An 18,955-nucleotide genomic window follows, 5' to 3' on the forward strand; every position below is an offset into this window, starting at 1 on the left:
GGTCAGTCATGGCCGCGATCAGTTGAGCAGGAATGTGCAGTGATGCTGAACGGAAGTGACCTGTACGCGCTCGACATCAGCGGGGCCTCGTTCGTGAAGGCGTGCGGCGGTCCCTGCACTGAGGGATGCGTGACCCTGGCCCGGATCGGTGACGAATCCTGGGCTCTCGGTGACAGCAAGCGGCCGGAAGCCGAGCCGCTGCGATTCACCACGGAGGAGCTGGACACGGCCGGTATCGACCCGGCTCGGTTCGGCCTGTCGATCTGATCCTCCCTATCTCCAGGCGGTCCCGGCTCGCCCTTTGGGCGGGTCGGGGCCAGTTGGTCTCCAGGCCCCCCATCACACGGGAATGGGATGCACGTTGCACCATCACGGTTACCTCTGGACCGGCTCCAAGCAGCGTTTCGACGAGGAAGCGTTGCGACGACCCCCACATCCCGACCCGCCCCCGGCAAGCAGCAAGCCGGAGTTGATCCACCGGTACCGGGAAGTGGCCGCCGAATTCCCCGTCGTGGACCTTCCGCCGCTGGAGACGGCCTACTGGCTGATCAAGCCGCGCACGCTGGTGCGGGGGACCTGGGACGAGCCGAAGGAGGCCGCGGCCTGGCTCGGGGAACGGCTGGATGAGTACGCGCCCCGGTTCACCTCCGAGGCGGAGCGCGACACCGCGCGCGTGGCGAGGCTCGTCAACTCGGTGGTGGAGCGGCTGGGGTGTGGCGGGGATGTGTCACTCGGCCTCTATCTGGAACGCCCTTCGTATCTGTCCCTGGCGCTGGTGACCTGCTCACCGAACCGGGCCGTCCCCGAGCTGGCCTGTCCGCTCAGGTAGGCGGCGCCTTGCAGGCGATCAGCAGTGCGTGCAGGGAGGGCGACGTCACGTGGAGGACGGCGGCCGGGTCCTCCGACTCCCGTAGCAGCAGCGCTTCTCCGCCGGGGGCCGTGGCCACTTCCACGCAGTCACGGCTCGCGTCGTCCCCGGAGTAGCTGGACTTCTGCCACACGCGGTCGGGCACCTGTACCTCGCTCAGAATCGGAGCCGTTCGGCCAGGTCCCGTATGAGCTTCAGCGACGGTCCGGGGCCGAGGGCGACCGCCCTCAATTGGTCGAACATCAGTTTATAGGCAACGACTTGGGCGTCGTCCTGAACGTACAGGGACGACAAGGCGGTCTCCGTCCGCACCACGTCCATTCCGACGTCCGGCATGCCGACAATGCCGAAGGGCCCGTTCACGCCTCGGTGGGACTCGGTCGTGTACGGCAGCACCTGCACCGTCACCTGGTCGCGCTGTGCCATCTGCGTCAGGTGAAGCAGTTGCTCGCGCATGACGTCCGGGCCGCCGAACTGCGCGTGCAGCACCGCCTCGTAGAGCACGAACCACAACTCCGGCGTCTCGTCGCCGTCGTACACGATCTGCTGGCGGTGCCTCCGCCCGCGTACATGAGCCTCCACCTCGGCCTCGGGAGGCTCAAGTCGGCCGCGCCGGAAGAGGACGCGCATGTAGTCGGGCGTCTGCAGTAGGCCAGGGACGAGGATCGTCTCCCAGGAGTGCAGGCTCAGCGCCTTCGACTCCAGCTCGGCGAGGTCGGCGAACCCCGGTGGCAGGACACTCTCGTACTGGTTCCACCAGTTTCTCCTGCGGCCCTCGCGCGCCATCTCCACCAGGGCCTGGACGAGGTCGCCGTCGTCCACGCCATACGCCTGAAGCAGCGCCTTCAGTTCGGCGATACGGATCCCGCTCATGCCGTTCTCGACTCGGCTGATCTTCCCCTTGCTGCATTCAAGGGCATCGGCGGCCTGTTCTCCAGACAGGCCGGCGGCCTCTCGAAGTCGGCGCAGCTCTGCCCCAAGGCGCTTCTGCCTGACAGTGGGATACCTCCGGGGCGGCATCTGGACTCCCTTGCTAGTAGAGCGAGTTGAGTCTTCCGGCCAGTGCTTCGACCGTCTAGTCACACGGTCGAGTGAAGCTACTCCAGAATGTTGCACCTCAGAACATCCCACTTCTACCGTCGAGAGTAGAGCGCTCCCCTCGCCCCTCACGACCCCGGAAGAGCACCGCCACCGCACGCCATGCGGCCGACGACAACGCCACCGCGTGACCGGGCGTTCCTCAACAACCCCAATAGCCCCCACACGGAAGGGAGTTCAACGATGAGCAACCCACCACCACCGCCCGACGACTCCTGGGAGTACCGCCTCACACTCCCCCACCACGCCATCGGCTCCGGCGTCGCCCGCAGCACTGTCCGCTCGATCCTCACGCGCCATTCCCTGCCCGGCCTCGTCGACACCGCAGAGTTGCTGACCAGTGAGTTGTGCGGGAACTCGTACCGGCACTCCGCCGGTCCCGCGACCGTGCACGTGCGCTGGAGGGACGGCACCCTGCACGTCGGCGTGCGGGACGAGAGTGACGTACTGCCGAGTCCGACCAGCGGGGGCATCGAGCTCGACGGGGGTCGCGGGCTGTTATTGGTCAGCCGGTGCGCTCAGGCCTGGGGGAGTCGGGCGGCGCCCGCCGGGGCGGGGAAGGTCACCTGGTTCGAGCTGCACCAGTGAGAGCGGACGGCATATACACGTCGCCCTCCGCCCGAGGCGAGCGGAGGGCGACCGAAACCAAAGCAGTCCGCAGCTTTACCGCTACGGCAGCGCTACGGCAGATTCCTCGCCATCACGATCCGCTGGACCTGGTTCGTGCCCTCGTATATCTGCGTGATCTTCGCGTCCCGCATCATCCGCTCCACCGGATAGTCCCGCGTGTACCCGTACCCGCCCAGCAACTGCACCGCGTCCGTCGTGACCTCCATCGCCACGTCCGAGGCGAAGCACTTCGCCGCCGCGCCCTGGAAGGTGAGGTCGGCGTCGCCGCGCTCGGACTTCGCCGCGGCCTGGTACGTCAGGGCGCGGGCCGCCTCGATCTTCATGGCCATGTCGGCGAGCATGAACTGGATGCCCTGGAAGTCGGCGATCGGCTTGCCGAACTGCTTGCGTTCCTTGACGTAGCCCTTGGCGTAGTCCAGAGCCCCTTGCGCGATGCCCAGGGCCTGGGCGGCGATCGTGATGCGGGTGTGGTCCAGGGTCTTCATCGCCGTCGCGAAGCCCGTGCCCTCCTCGCCGATCATGCGGTCGGCCGGGATGCGAACGTTGTCCAGGTAGACCTCGCGGGTCGGGGAGCCCTTGATGCCGAGCTTCTTCTCCGGGGCTCCGAAGGACACCCCTTCGTCCGACTTCTCGACCACGAAAGCGCTGATGCCCTTCGAGCGCTTCGTCGGGTCCGTAACCGCCATCACCGTGTAGTACTCGGACTCGCCCGCGTTCGTGATCCAGCGCTTCACGCCGTTCAGGACGTAGTGGTCGCCGTCGCGGACCGCCTTCGTCTTCATGCCGGCCGCGTCGGAGCCCGCGTCCGGCTCGGAGAGGCAGTACGAGAACATGCCGTCGCCCTTGGCGAGCGGGGCCATGTACTTCTTCTTCAGGACCTCCGAGCCGGAGAGGATCACGGGCAGGGAGCCGAGCTTGTTCACCGCCGGGATCAGGGAGGAGGACGCGCACACGCGCGCCACCTCCTCGATCACGATCACCGTCGCCAGCGCGTCCGCGCCCGCGCCGCCGTACTCCTCGGGTACGTGCACCGCGTGCAGGTCGCTCGCCACCAGGGCGTCCAGCGCCTCCCGCGGGAAGCGGGCCTCCTCGTCCACCACGGCGGCGTAGGGCGCGATCTTCGCCTCGGCCAGCGAGCGGATCACGTCGCGGAGCATGTCGTGCTCCTCGGACGGGCGGTACAGGTCGAAATCAGCCGATCCGGCCAAGGTCTCTCACGCTCCAAAGACGCTGCGGTACTGGCGCTAATTACCGTTAAGTAACCCAAATTTTAGGGGCCTGCCCACGGGAGGTATACGTGAGCTTCGCGACAACATGAAAGACATCGGGCAAGACAGTGGGCAGGACTGCGGGCGAGGCAGTGGGCAAGTCGCCCGTCCAGGGCCTTCCCATGCCCCGACTATGCTCTTCCAGCGCCACCCCCACGCCGCACCACCTGGAGCACCGCATGAGCCTCAAGATCACCGTGATCGGTACCGGCTACCTCGGCGCCACGCACGCCGCGGCCATGGCCGAGCTCGGTTTCGAGGTGCTGGGACTGGACGTCGTACCCGAGAAGATCGAGATGCTCCAGCGGGGCGAGGTCCCGATGTACGAGCCGGGGCTGGAAGAGCTGCTGCGCAAGCATGTCGCGGGCATCGAGGGGTCCAGCGGGCGGCTGCGGTTCACCATGGACTTCGCCGAGGTGGCGGCGTTCGGCGATGTCCACTTCCTGTGTGTGAACACCCCGCAGCGGCACGGCGAGTACGCCAGCGACATGTCGTACGTCGACTCCGCCATCGCCGCGCTCGCACCTCATCTGGAGCGTCCCGCTCTCGTCGTCGGCAAGTCGACCGTCCCCGTCGGCTCCGCCGACCGCCTGGCTCGGTATCTCGCCGACCACTCCCCCGCCGGCGCGGACGCCGAGCTGGCCTGGAACCCGGAGTTCCTGCGCGAGGGCTTCGCGGTCCAGGACACGCTGAATCCGGACCGGATCGTGGTGGGCGTGCGCAGCGAGCGGGCCGAGAAGCTGCTGCGGGAGGTGTACACGAGGCCGGTCGCGGAGGGTTCGCCCTTCATCGTCACCGACTTTCCCACCGCGGAGCTGGTCAAGACCTCCGCGAACTCCTTCCTCGCCACCAAGATCTCCTTCATCAACGCCATGGCCGAGATGTGCGAGGCCGCGGGCGGCGATGTCGCCAAGCTGGCCGAGGCCATCGGGTACGACGACCGGATCGGGAGGAAGTTCCTGCGGGCCGGGATCGGGTTCGGGGGCGGCTGCCTGCCCAAGGACATCCGCGCCTTCATGGCCCGCGCCGGTGAGCTCGGCGCCGACCAGGCGCTGACCTTCCTGCGCGAGATCGACTCGATCAACATGCGCCAGCGCGGGCAGATGGTGGAGCTGGCGCGGCAGGCGCTGGGCGGCGGGCCCTTCCTGGGCAAGCGGGTCGCCGTGCTCGGCGCCTCCTTCAAGCCCGACTCGGACGACGTCCGCGACTCGCCCGCGCTCAATGTGGCCGGGCAGATCCACCTCCAGGGCGGCCAGGTGACGGTGTACGACCCGAAGGGCATGGACAACGCCCGCCGTATCTTCCCGACGCTCGGGTACGCCCGCTCAGCGGTCGAGGCCGTGCGGGGCGCCGATGTCGTCCTGCACCTGACGGAGTGGCGGGAGTTTCGCGAGCTGGACCCGGCGGCCCTCGGCGAGGTCGCGACGAGCCGGCTGATCCTGGACGGGCGCAACGCCCTCGACCCCGAGGTGTGGCGGAAGGCCGGCTGGACCTACCGGGCGATGGGGCGCCCGACCGCCTGAGGAAACCCGAGACGACCGACCGCCCGAGGAAACCCGGGCGGCCGAGTTCCATGAATTCCTGACGGATCTGAAGGTGTTTATGGAATTTCCGCAGGTTTCGTGAAGGGCCCGCACACATTTACGGGGATTTCCTGGAGGCCCGTCACGGGAATTCCCGTGCGCCACGCAGCGATCGAGCCGCGTTCGGCCGTATCCCACAAGGAACGCTGCCCTCACCAGGCTCGGCATATGCTCTCGTCCGCGAAATCAACAACATGAGTTCGATTATCTTTCGATCACTTTGTCGAATTGACCGTTCTCACAGTCCGAGCCCCCACGAAAGAGAGGTAGGCAACGGCCGTTTAACCGACGCGTAGTCACGCGGAATCCGCACTCCACTCCACTGGTCGTCATTCGCCCCACCCTCCATTGGGTTGACCTGACCATGCCAGGAGTGAAAATGCCCTTGTTCCGCAGGGCGGAGTGGCCACGGGACCACCGTGACGAAGCGGTGGCGGGCGCGCTCGTCGGCGCCGTGGTGATCGTGCTGGGCTACGCGTCCGGCATCGGCGCCCCCTCCGGTTCCGCCGAGGCCGCAGTTCCCCCGGCGGCACCGCCCGCGGCCACGGCACCGGCGAGTCCGACACCGGTCGCACCGGGCGAACCCGGCGGGCAGAGCGCGGGTTACGACCCGGGCCAGTCCCCCGTGGACTTCGGGCAGTGGCCGTCGTACGGCGGAGGCGGCACGGACACCGGGTACGGCGGCACCGGCGGGCAGACCGGCGACAGCGGCCACACCGGCCACGAGTCCTCGCCGCCCCCCGGCAACGGCACCCCCTCCCCCGCACCGACCACGCCCACGCCCAGCCCGTCGGATTCGTCCTCGCCCCCGGCCGACGGCGACACCTGCGAGGACGGCGAGGTCACGCTCGCACAGCCGCTCCTCGGCGGACTCACCCAGCCGGTGTTCGGACTCCTCAACCCCGCGGACGCGAGCCCGGAGCCGCAGCCCTCGCCGTGCATCGGCCTCCCACCGCTCACCAGCCTCCTCGGCGGCAGCCCGTCCCCGCAGCCGGGGGCAACCCCATGACCCCTATAACTCCGATAGCCCCGGCAGTCTCAACAGTCTCGATATCAGCGAACGTCCGCCGCGCCCTCCTCCTGCTCGTCCTCACCCCGCTCCTCTACGCCCTGGTCGGCGCGCCCCAGGCCGCCTCCGCGCACACCGAGCTGGTCTCCGCCTCCCCCAAGGACGGCGCGGACCTCAAGAAGGCCCCCGGCCATGTCACCCTCACCTTCGACGAGAGCGTCGACCTCGGGGACGTACACGCGCTGACGATGGACGGCGACCGGCTCCCGGTGACCCGTGCGGCGGGCAAGGGCGCCAACACCGTGCGGGTCGCCCTTTCCGCCCCGGAGCACGGCGAACTCGCCGTCATCTGGTCCGTCGTCGACGAGGAGGACGGCCACGCCTCCTCCGGCCGGATCGGCTACACCATCGGTGCCGCACCGGCCGCCGCCGCCACCAAGACCAGCGGCGACGAGGCCTCCATCGCCGCTCCCGCACCGTCCCCCTCGGTACGGAAAGGTCTCGTCGCCGCCCGCTGGGCCGGCTACCTCTCGCTGGCCCTGTTCGTCGGCGGCCTCGTCTTCGTCGCGCTGCTGTGGCCGCCCGGCGCACATGATCCGCGAGCCCGGGCGCTGCTCGCGCTCGCCTGGACGGTCGGACTGCTGGCGACGGTCGCGACCCTCGGTCTCCAGGGCGCGTACACCGCGCTCGGCGGCCTGCGGGACGCCCTGCGCCCGGCGACGTACGCCGATGTCCTGGCCACCGAACCCGGCATCGTGATCGCGTCACGCGGACTGCTGTGGGTGCTCGCCGCCGTGGTGCTCGGCTCGCTGCTCCAGGGCGGGGCCGGCACCTCCCGCTCCCCCGGCTGGCGGGTGGGCGCCCTCGCGGTGACGTTCGGGCTGCTCCGTACGACCGGTATGGCGGGGCACAACTCCGAGGGCAGTGAGCCCACTTGGGGTGCCCTCGCCGACTTCGTCCATCTGCTCGGCGTCTCGCTGTGGATCGGCGGGCTGGCCATGCTCGCGATGGCCGTGCTGCCGCGCCGCCAGGCCGGTGAGCTGGCCGCGGTGGTGCCGGGCTACTCGCGGCTCGCGGCCGTGAGCGTCACGGGCATCGTCGTCGCGGGGCTGGTGCTCGCCTGGCAGGTGGTGGGGTCGTACGACGCCCTGCTGCACACCTCGTACGGGCATCTGCTGCTGATCAAGACAGCGGTTCTCGGGGGCGTCCTGCTCGCGGCGTACGCCAGCCGCCAGTGGGTGCGCACCCGCCTCGATCTCGCCGTGCTGCTGCGCGGCGACGCCGCCACTGTGCGGCCCTTCGGTTACTCGGTCGCGGTCGAGACGGGGCTCGTCCTCGTCGTCCTCGCCGTGACGAGTCTGCTGGTCACGGCCGACCCCGGCCGCTGAACTCCCCCAATGCACAAAGGAGTTGTAGTGAAGCAAAGCAACAACACCGGTGAGCGGCGCAAGTCGCCGACCGGGAACCGGGGCCTGCTGGTCGCCGGGCTCGGTGCGGCGCTGGCCGCCGTGCTCAGCCTCGGGCTGCTGAGCGCGGCCTCTGGATCGACGTCGAACTCCTCGCAGAACACCGCGGACACGGCTCAGGTGCCCGCCGCCGCTGCCGAGGCACAGCCCGCCGCCGCCGCTGCTGCCGACTACCAGGTCGACATCATGGGCAACAAGTTCGGCTCCGGCGAACAGCTCGTCGTCAAGGTCGGCGAGACCGTCCAGTGGACCAACCACGACAGCGTGCCGCACACGGTCACCACCACCAAGGCCCCGGTGAAGTTCGACTCCGGGACGCTCGAGCAGGGCGACTCGTGGTCGTACACCTTCACCAAGGTGGGGACGTACGAGTACTACTGCGCGGTGCACCCGGACATGGTCTCGTCGGTGAAGGTCGTCGCGGCCGACGACGGCGGCTCGACGCCCACGCCCACTCCCACGGGCACGCCCACGAGCGGGCCCACGCCCACTCCCACCCCGACGCCGACCACCGGGCCGACCACGGGACCGACGGCCACGCCGACCCCGACGGGCGGCACGGGTGACGGCGAGCAGTGCGACAGCGTCGAGGACGTGCTGCTGCCGATCCTCCAGCACCTCTACGCGGCGCACCTGGAGCGGTCGCCGGGCGAGCAGGTGCAGGACGCTCTCGCGCTCGACTCGTACATCAAGATGCACACGGTGTGGATCGAGAGCATCCTCAAGCCGGCCATCAACGGCGGCAGCGGCATTCTCGACAGCACCCTCAGTGTGCTGCTGAACCACGTCAACTCGGCGCACCTGGAGGAGTCGCTCGGGCAGCAGGTCACCGATCTGCTCAACCCCGACGCCTACGTGAAGATGCACACGGTCTGGGCCGGGCAGATGCTCGCGCCCACCACGGACTTCCTCACCAACAACTGCTGACGCGGTCAAGCAATAGGCAAGCGATAGGCAAGCGACAAAGGACGCCGCTCCGGCCGGGGCTCAGCCGGCCGGAGCGGCGCCCTCCCCATTCTCCACACCACCGCCACGCTTCGGGAACCCGCCTTCCAAGGAGACCGGGATGACAACCGTCACCCTGCCCACCGTCCCTCCCCCGCCTCAGTCGCGTGACGACCCCGGCCGGCTGCCCCTGCCCGGCCGGTACACCGTGGCCTCCGGCCGCTCGCTGTGCGAACTCACCGCCTGGTACGGGCCGTTGCCGACCATGCGCCGCCGGGTCCGCCTCGCCGCCGGCTCGCTCGCGGTGCCCGCCGAATCCGAACACCCCGACTTCTCTTTCGAGTTCGACGGGACCGACCTCACGGCGACCCTCACCTCCGAGCGGATCGACGACACCGGCGGCGAACTCCAGGTGACCGGCGACCTCGACGTGAACGGCGTCGCCTTCCCCGTCCTGCTGCACCTGCGGGTCGTCGAGCGGGCCGAGGACCGGCTGCTCGTCGTGGGCCACGCCCGGCTGCCGTACCGGCTGCTGCGCCGCGCCACGGGATTCCGGCTGCGGTGGCGCCGTCCGGCCAGCCGGCTGCGGCTGCTCGTCGCGGCGGAGTTCGCGTGAGGGCGGCCCGGCGGACGGCACGGCCGATGACACGGCCGATGACACGTCCTGTGACCCGTCCTGTGACCCGGCGCATGGCTCGGGGTGCCGCCGCGTCCGCCGTCCTCGCGCTCCTCGCCCTGCCGCTGCTGCCGACCGGGCAGGCGTCGGCGGCCTCGTTCAGCGTCACGATGAAGGGGTACGCCTTCTCGCCCGCGTCCCTGACCGTCCCCGCGGGGTCCACGGTGACCTGGACCAACCAGGACACCGCCCCGCACGACGTGAAGACCACCTCGGGCCCGGTCTCGATCCACTCGCCCATGCTCGACAAGGGACAGAGCTGGAGCTTCACGTTCACCACGGCCGGTTCCTACGGCTACGTCTGCACCGTCCACCCGAACATGACGGCCCGGATGACGGTCCGCGCGGCGGCACCGGCGACATCGGCGGCGCCGACGCACGAGCACTCGGAGGGTTCCGGGTCCTCGGGGTCGTCGGGGTCCTCGGGCGGCTCCGGGGGCTCCGGGGGCTCCGGGGGCTCCGGGGGCTCCTCTTCCGAGCACCACGCGCCCACGCCGACCCGGACCGCGGCGAGCAGCAAACCGCCGACGATGCGGATGCCGGCCTCGTCGCCGTCACCCGCCGGCTCCGGGGCGGCCGTACCGCAGACACCGCAGACGTCCGAGTCGCCCCAGACGGCGCCGCTGCCCCAGACCCAGCCCGCCGCCTCGGCGGCCCGCCCGCTCGATCCGCTGCTCGTGCTGGCCGGCATCGTCGCCGGTGTCGCGGTCCTGTGCCTGCTCCTGGTCGGGTCCCGGGCGGCGACTGCCCAGGCATCCCCGGCTCCGCAGGGCCCTCGGCATTCCTCCCGGTCTTCCCGGGAGGAGGAGGCCTAGGCCCTGGTATTGGTACCGCGGCACTAGCTCAGTCCTTCGCGCGGTACCGGCGCATCTTCGCGCGCGCCCCGCACACCTGCATCGAGCACCAGCGGCCGCGGCCGGCGGGGCTGCGGTCGTAGTACGCCCAGTGGCAGTCGGCGGCCTCGCAGGCCTTCAGCCGGGTCCAGGTGCCCTCGACGAGGGCCTGGGCGACGGCCGCCGCCACCCGGGAGAGCAGCGGGCCCTCGTCGGCCGGGGCGAGGGCGGCCGAGCCGTCGCCCGCGTCGACCGTCACGACGAGGGGTGCCCGCGCCAGCAGGTCGCCCAGCGGGGTCACCGGGCGGTGCGGCGGATGGCCGGCGTGGGCGAGCAGGGCCGCGCGCAGTGATTCGCGCAGCTCGCGGGCCTCCTCCAGCTCGGTCTCCGGGACACCGAGCCGCGTCCGGCCCTCCGCCCCGGCCAGCGAGTCGGCGCCCGTCTCGATGTCCAGCGTGTTCACCAGGGACTCGACCAGGGCCAGGCCCCCGGGCGCGGGGGATCTCTCACTCACGCTTGTGATGTTACCGCCAATGGGGGAGCATGCAGTAACGGTTACTGGTTACTGTTGCCTATAGGTAACCGCGACTTCGAGGAGGAAGCCATGGCTCTCGCCAAGCTGGGTGTCGTCGTCCTGGACTGTCCCGACCCGCGCGCCCTCGCCGGTTTCTACGCCGGCGTGCTCGGCGGCACCATCGAGGACCAGGGGGAGTGGGTGGACCTGAAGCTGCCCGACGGCCAGGCCCTGGCGTTCCAGGCCGCCCCCGGGTTCGTACCGCCGAAATGGCCCTCGCCCGACCAGTCGCAGCAGTTCCATCTGGACCTGGACGTGGAGGACCTGGACGCGGCCGAAAAGGGCGTGCTCGCTCTGGGCGCCAAGGCGCTGGACGTCGAGGACCGCACCCGGACCTTCCGGGTTTACGCGGACCCGGCAGGGCACCCGTTCTGTCTCTGCGTCGGCTGGATGACCTCTTGATCGCCTTGATCGCCCTGATCGCCTTTTGAGCCTGGAGGATTCCATGGCACCCGTGGCACGTTTCCGTTCCGTGGTCCTCGACTGCCCCGACCCGCGCGCGCTCGCCGCCTTCTACGCCCAGGTCGGCGGCGGCACGCCCGAGGCCGAGGACGACGACTGGGTCGTCCTCCGGATTCCGGACGGGCCCCGGCTCGCCTTCCAGCGGGCCGAGGACTTCACCCCGCCTCAGTGGCCGCGCGGGGACCGCAACTCGCAGCAGTTCCATATCGACTTCGACGCCGGGACCACCTGGGAGGAGCTGGACACGGCGCACGCGAAGGTCCTGGCGCTGGGGGCACGCCCGCTGGACCTGGAGGACAGGGAGAAGAAGGACTTCCAGGTGTACGCCGATCCGGCGGGGCACCCGTTCTGCCTCTGCCGGATCGATCCCATCTGACCGTTCTGGCCGTTCTGACCGTTCTGGCCGTCCGTCAGCCGTCCAGCTCGGCGATCTTCGCCGTGGACGGGTCCCGGCGCTCCTGGGCGGCGCGGGCCGTGAAGTCGGCGCCGCGCAGGACGCGTTGGACGTTGCCCCAGGTCAGCAGGGCGAGGTCCGCCTCGGTCCAGCCACGGCGGAGCAGTTCGGCGACGAGGTGCGGATAGCAGGAGGCGTCGCCGAGTTCCTGGGGGTGGGCGGTGCCGGCGTCGTAGGTGCCGGACAGGCCCACGCACTCGGCGCCCGCGACCGCGCGCACATGGTCGAGGTGGTCGGCGACGTCCCGGACGGTCGGACCGGTCTGCCCGGCGGTCAGCGGCACCATGCACAGGCCCTTGGCGGCGCCCAGGGCGGCCAGCAGGTCGTCGGGGAGGTTGGCGGGGTGCGGGCGCAGCGCGCGGGCGGCGGAGCGGGTGCACAGGACCGGCGCCTTGGAGACCGCGAACGCCCGCCGGACGGTGTCCGCGGAGGCGCCGGAGAGGTCGGCGAGCACGCCGAGGCGGTTCATCTCGCGCAGCACCTCCTCGCCGAACCGGGTGAGCCCGGCCTCGCTCGCCCACGAGACCCCGGACAGGGTGAGGGCGCGCAGGCCGAGGGCGTGCAGGGAGCGCAGGATGCCGAGCGAGTCGCCGAGGGCGGCGGCCTGGGCGGGGCCGAGCAGGACGGCGACCCGGCCGCAGTTGCGTACGTCGGTGGTCTGCCCGGCGGTGTAGGCCAGGCGCAGGCCCTCGGGATGGGCGCGCACCACCGTCTTCACCAGGTCCAGCTGCTCCAGGGTGGCGCCGACGGCCCGGTCGCCGTCGAGGCCCTCGGGCAGGTGCAGCGACCACAGCAGCGCGCCGACGTGCCCTTCGCGCAGCCGGGGCACGTCCGTGTCGACGGCGCTCTCGCCGAGCTCCAGGTCGAACCAGGGCGGCAGGTGCCGCAGCGCCCAGGGCAGCCCGCTGTAGCCGTCGGCGACGGGGTGGGCGGCGAGGATCGCGTGGGCCCGGTCCAGGGGGGAGCCGTCCGGGTCGGAGACGGGGGTGTACGGCTCCCCATCGAACGCGTCCGGGAGGGACTCCGGCAGGTCGTCCAGCCCGCCCACCTCGGTCGTGTCGTGCAGTTCGTCCTGGAGGTCTGCCATGACGGGCTCCGTACGTCGTGATCGCAGTACCGTCACCGTCGCACGGAGCCCGGGGGCCTTCCTGGTGGGCGGGGCGTTCGGGGGTATTTCAAGAGCACTTTCGCGCAGAGGGCACCTTCTCGCGGGATCTTGCGTCCTTTAGTACGTGAACCTTCAAAGACCCGCCCCCCACACCACCCCCCGCACGACCCCCCACACAACCCCCCACACAACCCCCCACCTCACCCCGCAGCGTGCCCTCGTGGTGTCCGCCGACCGTCGCATCCAGTCCCTGATCGCGGAGTTCACCGAGCTCGGCTCCGAGGTGTACGCGGCCAGCCGCGGCCGGTTCGCGATACCTGTGGGCCGCTCCGTACGGCCCGACCTGGTCGTCCTGGACGTGGCCCTGCCGGACGGCGACGGCGTCGAGACGATCGCCGGGCTGCGCGCCGCCGAGGTGCACGCGCCGGTGCTGTTCCTCTCCGACCGCGACGACCCCGAGGCCGAGGCCGCGGTGCGCCGCGTGATGACGGACGCCGACGGCCATGTCACCAAGCCCTTCGCGCTCGCCGAGGCGGTCGCCGTCGCGCACGAACTGCTGGCCCGCGACCGGGCCGACGAGAGCCGGCTGCTGCGCCACGGGGGCCTGGCGCTGGACGCGAAACGCCGCGAGGTCTGGCGGGAGGAGACCCGGATCGAGCTCTCGACCCGGGAGTTCGAGCTGCTCGGCTACCTGCTGGACAACGCGGGCCAGGTCCTCACGAAGCAGCAGATCCTGCGCCGGATCTGGGGAACGCCGTATCGCGCGGGGACCGTCGAGACATACGTCTACTACCTGCGCCGCAAGCTGGGTGACACCGACCAGTCGCTGATAAGAACCGTGCGCGGCGTCGGGTACACGATGCCGCGTGGTTGAGGCCGGGGAGGTCAGGGGAGATGGGGCGACGGGCGGCTCAGCGACCCTGCGCCGCGTCGATCACCTCGTCGAGCGTCTCCCGCGAGCGGCGCAGATCGGCGATCGTCTCGTCGATGCGGGCGCGTTCCTCGGTGAGGTCGGCGACGAGTTTCGGCGTGGCGACGGCGGAGGGGCCGCCGTCGGCGTCCCGTATGCAGGGCAGCAACCGCGCGATCTTCGAGCTGTGCAGCCCGGCGGCGAACAGTTCCTGGATCCGGATCACCCGGTCGACGGCCGCCTCCGGATAGTCGCGGTGGCCGCCGGGTGTCCGCTCGGCGGCCAGCAGCCCCTGCTGCTCGTAGTAGCGCAGCGACCGCTCGCTCACACCGGTACGCCGGGCCAGTTCACCGATCCGCACGCTTGCCTCCGGAGTCGCGGCTTGAATCTGACACTGATGTCAAGTTCTACCGTGCCTCCATGACGCAGACAACAGACATCTTCGAACCCGCCCGGCTGGGCGCCCTGGAGCTCCCCAACCGTCTGGTGATGGCCCCGCTCACCCGCAACCGGGCCGAGCCCGACGGCACTCCGACCCCGCTCATGGCCACCTACTACGCCCAGCGCGCCGCCGCCGGCCTGATCATCGCGGAGGCCTCGGCACCGAACGCGGTCGGGCAGACGTACCCCAACATCACCGCGATCCACACCCCGGCGCACGTGGCGGGCTGGCGGCGCGTCACCGACGCGGTGCGGGCGTCCGGCGGCGGGCCGATGTTCCTCCAGCTCCAGCACGGCGGCCGCGTCGGCCATCCGGCCACCAGCGGGCACACGCCGGTGGCCCCCTCGCCGGTCCCGCTGCCGGAGACCATCTTCACACCCGAAGGACACCAAGAAGCCGTCGTCCCCCGGGAGATGACCCTCGACGACATCCGCGCCACGGTCGCCGACTTCGCGCGCGCCGCTCGCAACGCGCTCGACGCCGGCTTCGAAGGCGTGGAGGTGCACTCCGCGAACGGCCATCTCCTGCACCAGTTCCTGGCCGGCAACACCAACCGCCGCACGGACGCCTACGGCGGCTCGGTGGACGGGCGGATCCGGTTCACGGTGGAGGTCGTCGAGGCCGTCGCCGCCACGATCGGGCCCGAGCTGGTGGGCGTACGGTTCTCCCCCGGCCACACCGTCAACGGCATCGAGGAGGGCGACACGGAGGACCTCTACCCGGCAGTTCTGGAACGGCTGCGGGGGCTGGGGCTCGCGTACCTGCACCTCGTGTACGCCGACCCGGACGCACCGGTCTTCCGGCGGATCCGCGCCGGCTGGCCGGGGACCCTGATCGCCAACCCGGTGCTCGACGAGTTCTCCGCGGAGGGGGTCGGCCGCGCGGCCTCCAGGCTCCTCGTCGCCGGTGCCGACCTGATCGCCCTCGGCCGGCCATTCCTCGCCAACCCCGATCTGGTGACCCGGCTGCGGCTCGGCGCCCCGCTCAACCCGGTGCGGGACCGGTACCTGATGTACACGGGCGGGGCGACCGGCTACACCGATTACCCCACCCTGGATCCTCAGCCGTCGATGCCGTCGATGCCGTCGATGCCGTCGAGGGACTCGATCGTGGCGTTCGACGGTCCCCGCGTGGTCTGAAGGCCACGCGCCACGTCCTCCGCCGCGCCCAGCACCCGTACCGCGTTCTGCCAGGTCAGCTTGGCCAGGTCGGGCTTGGACCAGCCGCGGTCGAGCAGCTGGGCGATCAGGTTCGGATAGCCGGAGACGTCGTTGAGGCCGTCCGGGGTGAAGGCCGTGCCGTCGTAGTCGCCGCCGATGCCGAGGTGGTCGATGCCGGCGACCTCGCGCATGTGGTCCAGGTGGTCCGCCACCGTCGACACCGTGGCGACCGGGCGCGGGTTGCGCTCCTCGAAGGCGCGGTGCACCTTCATCGCCTCCGGGGTGGTGGCCAGGTGATGGAAGCCGTGCGCGCGCATGTTCTCGTCGGCGGCGGACGTCCAGTCCACGGCCGCCTGGAGCACGAACTTCGGTACGAACGTCACCATCGCCATGCCGCCGTTCGCGGGCAGCCGCTCCAGCACGTCGTCCGGGATGTTGCGGGGATGGTCGCAGACGCCCCGGGAGGAGGAGTGGGAGAAGATCACCGGCGCGGACGTGACGTCCAGCGCGTCCCGCATCGTCGACGCCGCCACGTGCGAGAGGTCGACCAGCATGCCCTCCCGGTTCATCTCCCGCACCACCTCGCGGCCGAAGGCCGACAGGCCCCCGACCCCCGGCTTGTCCGTCGCGGAGTCCGCCCACGCCACGTTGTCGTTGTGGGTGAGGGTCATGTACCGGACGCCGAGCGCGTACAGACCCCGCAGCGTGCCGAGGGAGTTGGCGATGGAGTGGCCGCCCTCCGCGCCCATCAGCGAGGCGATACGGCCCTCCCCTCGCGCCGCCTCCATGTCGGCCGCCGTCAGCGCCGGGCGCAGGTCCTGCGGGTAGCGCGCCAGCAACTGCCGTACGCAGTCGATCTGTTCGAGGGTCGCCGGGACCGCGTCGGGCCGGTCCGAGCGCACGTACACCGACCAGTACTGCGCGCCGACCCCGCCCTCGCGCAGGCGGGGGATGTCGGTGTGCAGGTGGGCGCTTTGGTGCGTGGCGATGTCGCGGACGTCGAGGTCGTAGCGGACCTGTTCGCGCAGTGCCCAGGGCAGGTCGTTGTGACCGTCGACCACGGGGAACTCGCGCAGCAGCTCCCGGGCTTCCTCCAGCGAAGGGGAGGTCATGGCGGTCACTTCCCGAAGCCGAAGCCGCTGCCCGAGCCGTCGACCTTGGCGCGCAGGCGCTTGCCCTTCTCGGCGGCCTGGTCGTTCAGCTCCTGCTGGAACTCCCGCATCCGGCCGAGGAGTTCCTCGTCGTGCGTGGCGAGGATGCGGGCCGCGAGCAGGCCGGCGTTGCGCGCGCCGGCGACCGAGACGGTGGCCACCGGGACACCGGCCGGCATCTGCACGATCGACAGCAACGAGTCCATGCCGTCCAGGTACTTCAGCGGCACCGGCACGCCGATCACCGGCAGCGGGGTCACGGAGGCGAGCATGCCCGGCAGGTGGGCGGCGCCTCCGGCACCCGCGATGACGACCTTCAGTCCGCGCTCGGCGGCCTGCTCGCCGTACGTGATCATCTCGCGCGGCATGCGGTGCGCGGAGACGACGTCGACCTCGTACGCGATCTCGAATTCGTCGAGGGCCTCGGCGGCTGCCTCCATCACGGGCCAGTCGGAGTCCGACCCCATGACGATGCCGACAACGGGGCCTGCTTCGGGGCTCATTCGGTGATCGTGCCTCTCAGGTAGCCGGCAGCGTGACGAGCGCGCTCCAGCACGTCGTCCAGGTCGTCGCCGTAGGTGTTGACGTGACCGACCTTACGTCCCGGCTTCACGTCCTTGCCGTACATGTGGATCTTCAGCTGGGGGTCGCGCGCCATGGTGTGCAGGTACGCGGAGTACATGTCCGGGTAGTCGCCGCCGAGGACGTTGACCATGACCGTCCACTTCGCGCGCGGGCGCGGGTCGCCCAGCGGCAGGTCGAGGACGGCGCGGACGTGGTTGGCGAACTGGGACGTGATCGCGCCGTCCTGGGTCCAGTGGCCGGAGTTGTGCGGGCGCATCGCGAGTTCGTTGACGAGGATGCGCCCGTCGCCGGTCTGGAACAGCTCGACGGCGAGGTGGCCGACGACGTCCAGTTCCTTGGCGATGCGCAGCGCCATCTCCTCGGCGCGCAGGGCGAGGGCCTGGTCGAGGCCGGGGGCGGGCGCGATGACCGTGTCGCAGACGCCGCCCACCTGCTGGGACTCGACGACCGGGTAGGCGACGGCCTGGCCGTGCGGCGACCGTACGACGTTGGCGGCCAGCTCCCGCACGAAGTCGACCTTCTCCTCGGCGAGCACGGGCACGCCGGCGCGGAAGGGGTCCTCGGCCTCCGCCACGTTGTCGACGACCCATACGCCCTTGCCGTCGTAGCCGCCGCGGACGGTCTTGAGGACGACCGGGAAGCCCTCCCCTTCGGCGGCGAACGCGGCCACGTCGCGCGGGTCGCTCACGATCCGGTGCCGTGGGCACGGCACGCCGATCTCGTCGAGCTTGGCCCGCATCACGCCCTTGTCCTGGGCGTGCACGAGCGCGTCGGGGCCGGGGCGGACGGGGATGCCCTCCGCCTCCAGGGCTCTGAGGTGTTCGGTGGGGACGTGTTCGTGATCGAAGGTGATCACGTCACAGCCCCGCGCGAACTCGCGCAGCGTGTCCAGGTCGCGATAGTCGCCGACGACGACATCGCTCACCACCTGGGCCGCGGAATCCTGAGGAGTGTCACTGAGGAGCTTGAACCTTATGCCGAGCGGGATGCCCGCCTCGTGTGTCATACGAGCGAGCTGGCCCCCGCCGACCATGCCGACTACCGGGAACGTCACTCCCCTAGGGTATCGGCCACTCCGCTGGCCGGTTTCCCGGCCTGAGAGCCCACGCACAGGCGATCACGAAGGGGGGTGGTTAGCATGGCTGGGTTGACGAAACCTACGGACGGGGGCCTGGACGGCCATGGAACGTGGTTCCTCAGGGTCTGGTACGGCGCCTCCGACGCATCGTAGTGCGGCGCGGGAGCGCTTCGACCGGCTCGTGCGTGAGATGGCGAAGTTCGGCGCGGTGGGCGGGGCCGGGGTCCTGGTCAACCTCCTCGTGTTCAACCTGGTGCGGCATACGACCGACCTCCAGGTCGTGCGGGCGAGTGTCATCGCGACGATCGTGGCGATCGTCTTCAACTACGTCGGCTTTCGCTACTTCGCCTACCGGGACCGCGACAAGAGCGGCCGTACCCGGGAACTCGTACTGTTCCTGCTGTTCAGCGCGGTCGGGCTGGTGATCGAGAACGGCGTGCTCTACACGGCGACGTACGGCTTCGGCTGGGACAGCTCGCTACAGAGCAACATCTTCAAGTTCGTCGGCATCGGCGTCGCGACGCTGTTCCGCTTCTGGTCGTACCGCACCTGGGTGTTCCGGGCGCTGCCGGCCCGGGAGGCCGTGGCGGGCGCGGAATCGTTCCTGGAGACGCAGCCGAAGAAGCCGCGCCCCAAGCAGCGGGCCTAAGGTCCC

General features: G+C 70.5%; 23 protein-coding genes. 14 read left to right on the top strand and 9 right to left on the bottom strand.

All coding sequences use genetic code 11. The features are described 5' to 3' along the window. The first annotated feature begins 42 nt into the window (after window positions 1–42). Together AB0I77_RS34705 and AB0I77_RS34710 are read left to right on the top strand one after the other, a co-directional pair. Window positions 43–267: a DUF397 domain-containing protein gene (locus AB0I77_RS34705; protein ID WP_363286744.1), complete on the top strand. Its 225-nt coding sequence runs from the start codon at window positions 43–45 to the stop codon at window positions 265–267. A gap of 94 nt (window positions 268–361) precedes the next feature. After that, on the top strand, window positions 362–829 hold the full coding sequence (locus AB0I77_RS34710) for a hypothetical protein (protein WP_363286843.1): 468 nt from the start codon (window positions 362–364) through the stop codon (window positions 827–829). Here the strand turns inward: AB0I77_RS34710 and AB0I77_RS34715 are convergent. Both AB0I77_RS34715 and AB0I77_RS34720 read right to left on the bottom strand, forming a co-directional pair. After that, on the bottom strand, window positions 822–1,013 hold the full coding sequence (locus AB0I77_RS34715) for a DUF397 domain-containing protein (RefSeq protein ID WP_363286745.1): 192 nt from the start codon (window positions 1,011–1,013) through the stop codon (window positions 822–824). The genes AB0I77_RS34710 and AB0I77_RS34715 overlap by 8 nt on opposite strands. A gap of 11 nt (window positions 1,014–1,024) precedes the next feature. Further along, window positions 1,025–1,888, bottom strand: coding sequence for a helix-turn-helix transcriptional regulator (locus AB0I77_RS34720; RefSeq protein WP_363286746.1), 864 nt, complete (start codon window positions 1,886–1,888; stop codon window positions 1,025–1,027). Window positions 1,889–2,149: 261 nt separating this feature from the next. Between AB0I77_RS34720 and AB0I77_RS34725 the strand changes: the two genes are divergently transcribed. Beyond that, complete coding sequence (locus AB0I77_RS34725) at window positions 2,150–2,554, top strand: ATP-binding protein (RefSeq protein ID WP_363286747.1); 405 nt, start codon at window positions 2,150–2,152, stop codon at window positions 2,552–2,554. A gap of 92 nt (window positions 2,555–2,646) precedes the next feature. Here the strand turns inward: AB0I77_RS34725 and AB0I77_RS34730 are convergent, their stop codons facing one another. Beyond that, the gene (locus tag AB0I77_RS34730) at window positions 2,647–3,804 is read right to left on the bottom strand and encodes an acyl-CoA dehydrogenase (RefSeq protein WP_363286748.1); all 1,158 of its coding nucleotides are present in this window, start codon (window positions 3,802–3,804) and stop codon (window positions 2,647–2,649) included. Window positions 3,805–4,043: 239 nt separating this feature from the next. Between AB0I77_RS34730 and AB0I77_RS34735 the strand changes: the two genes are divergently transcribed. The 6 genes from AB0I77_RS34735 to AB0I77_RS34760 all read left to right on the top strand — a co-directional run bounded on the left by AB0I77_RS34735 (window position 4,044) and on the right by AB0I77_RS34760 (window position 10,358). Further along, on the top strand, window positions 4,044–5,387 hold the full coding sequence (locus AB0I77_RS34735) for a UDP-glucose/GDP-mannose dehydrogenase family protein (protein ID WP_363286749.1): 1,344 nt from the start codon (window positions 4,044–4,046) through the stop codon (window positions 5,385–5,387). A gap of 439 nt (window positions 5,388–5,826) precedes the next feature. Beyond that, window positions 5,827–6,456 (top strand): hypothetical protein, encoded by a 630-nt coding sequence (locus AB0I77_RS34740; protein ID WP_363286750.1) that lies wholly within the window; start codon window positions 5,827–5,829, stop codon window positions 6,454–6,456. Continuing rightward, on the top strand, window positions 6,453–7,844 hold the full coding sequence (locus AB0I77_RS34745) for a CopD family protein (RefSeq protein WP_363286751.1): 1,392 nt from the start codon (window positions 6,453–6,455) through the stop codon (window positions 7,842–7,844). The genes AB0I77_RS34740 and AB0I77_RS34745 overlap by 4 nt, the downstream gene beginning before the upstream one ends. Before the next feature lie 27 nt (window positions 7,845–7,871). After that, window positions 7,872–8,849 (top strand): cupredoxin family copper-binding protein, encoded by a 978-nt coding sequence (locus AB0I77_RS34750; RefSeq protein ID WP_363286752.1) that lies wholly within the window; start codon window positions 7,872–7,874, stop codon window positions 8,847–8,849. 139 nt (window positions 8,850–8,988) lie between these two features. Next, on the top strand, window positions 8,989–9,483 hold the full coding sequence (locus AB0I77_RS34755; protein ID WP_363286753.1) for a YceI family protein: 495 nt from the start codon (window positions 8,989–8,991) through the stop codon (window positions 9,481–9,483). Between the two features lie 50 nt (window positions 9,484–9,533). After that, entirely contained in the window at window positions 9,534–10,358 is an 825-nt protein-coding gene (locus AB0I77_RS34760; RefSeq protein ID WP_363286754.1) for a plastocyanin/azurin family copper-binding protein, read from the top strand. A gap of 28 nt (window positions 10,359–10,386) precedes the next feature. On the opposite strand, the gene AB0I77_RS34765 is transcribed toward AB0I77_RS34760, so the two are convergent. Next, on the bottom strand, window positions 10,387–10,890 hold the full coding sequence (locus tag AB0I77_RS34765) for a CGNR zinc finger domain-containing protein (protein ID WP_363286755.1): 504 nt from the start codon (window positions 10,888–10,890) through the stop codon (window positions 10,387–10,389). Between the two features lie 90 nt (window positions 10,891–10,980). Between AB0I77_RS34765 and AB0I77_RS34770 the strand changes: the two genes are divergently transcribed. Together AB0I77_RS34770 and AB0I77_RS34775 are read left to right on the top strand one after the other, a co-directional pair. Continuing rightward, window positions 10,981–11,352: a VOC family protein gene (locus AB0I77_RS34770; protein WP_363286756.1), complete on the top strand. Its 372-nt coding sequence runs from the start codon at window positions 10,981–10,983 to the stop codon at window positions 11,350–11,352. Between the two features lie 43 nt (window positions 11,353–11,395). Beyond that, the gene (locus tag AB0I77_RS34775) at window positions 11,396–11,788 is read left to right on the top strand and encodes a VOC family protein (protein WP_363286757.1); all 393 of its coding nucleotides are present in this window, start codon (window positions 11,396–11,398) and stop codon (window positions 11,786–11,788) included. 34 nt (window positions 11,789–11,822) lie between these two features. On the opposite strand, the gene AB0I77_RS34780 is transcribed toward AB0I77_RS34775, so the two are convergent. Then, the gene (locus AB0I77_RS34780; protein ID WP_363286758.1) at window positions 11,823–12,953 is read right to left on the bottom strand and encodes a dipeptidase; all 1,131 of its coding nucleotides are present in this window, start codon (window positions 12,951–12,953) and stop codon (window positions 11,823–11,825) included. Between the two features lie 241 nt (window positions 12,954–13,194). Between AB0I77_RS34780 and AB0I77_RS34785 the strand changes: the two genes are divergently transcribed. Beyond that, a complete protein-coding gene (locus AB0I77_RS34785; protein WP_363286759.1) occupies window positions 13,195–13,848 on the top strand; it encodes a response regulator transcription factor in 654 nt (217 codons plus the stop codon). A gap of 37 nt (window positions 13,849–13,885) precedes the next feature. Here AB0I77_RS34785 and AB0I77_RS34790 read toward each other — a convergent pair whose 3' ends face one another. Further along, on the bottom strand, window positions 13,886–14,245 hold the full coding sequence (locus tag AB0I77_RS34790; RefSeq protein WP_363286760.1) for a MerR family transcriptional regulator: 360 nt from the start codon (window positions 14,243–14,245) through the stop codon (window positions 13,886–13,888). A 59-nt stretch (window positions 14,246–14,304) separates the two neighbouring features. Here AB0I77_RS34790 and AB0I77_RS34795 point away from each other — a divergent pair, with 59 nt between their 5' ends. Further along, entirely contained in the window at window positions 14,305–15,465 is a 1,161-nt protein-coding gene (locus tag AB0I77_RS34795; RefSeq protein ID WP_363286761.1) for an alkene reductase, read from the top strand. Here AB0I77_RS34795 and AB0I77_RS34800 read toward each other — a convergent pair. The 3 genes from AB0I77_RS34800 to AB0I77_RS34810 are packed head-to-tail and all read right to left on the bottom strand — an operon-like array spanning window position 15,387 to window position 18,276. Continuing rightward, window positions 15,387–16,598, bottom strand: coding sequence for a dipeptidase (locus AB0I77_RS34800; protein WP_363286762.1), 1,212 nt, complete (start codon window positions 16,596–16,598; stop codon window positions 15,387–15,389). The genes AB0I77_RS34795 and AB0I77_RS34800 overlap by 79 nt on opposite strands. Before the next feature lie 5 nt (window positions 16,599–16,603). Next, a complete protein-coding gene (purE, locus tag AB0I77_RS34805; protein WP_363286763.1) occupies window positions 16,604–17,140 on the bottom strand; it encodes a 5-(carboxyamino)imidazole ribonucleotide mutase in 537 nt (178 codons plus the stop codon). Beyond that, a complete protein-coding gene (locus AB0I77_RS34810) occupies window positions 17,137–18,276 on the bottom strand; it encodes a 5-(carboxyamino)imidazole ribonucleotide synthase (protein ID WP_363286764.1) in 1,140 nt (379 codons plus the stop codon). Before AB0I77_RS34810 ends, purE begins: the two co-directional genes overlap by 4 nt. A gap of 127 nt (window positions 18,277–18,403) precedes the next feature. Between AB0I77_RS34810 and AB0I77_RS34815 the strand changes: the two genes are divergently transcribed. Further along, a complete protein-coding gene (locus tag AB0I77_RS34815) occupies window positions 18,404–18,949 on the top strand; it encodes a GtrA family protein (RefSeq protein ID WP_363286765.1) in 546 nt (181 codons plus the stop codon). Window positions 18,950–18,955: the final 6 nt, after the last annotated feature.

Origin of the sequence: Streptomyces sp. NPDC050619 (genome assembly GCF_040654815.1) — a bacterium.
Classification (GTDB): Bacteria; Actinomycetota; Actinomycetes; order Streptomycetales; family Streptomycetaceae; genus Streptomyces.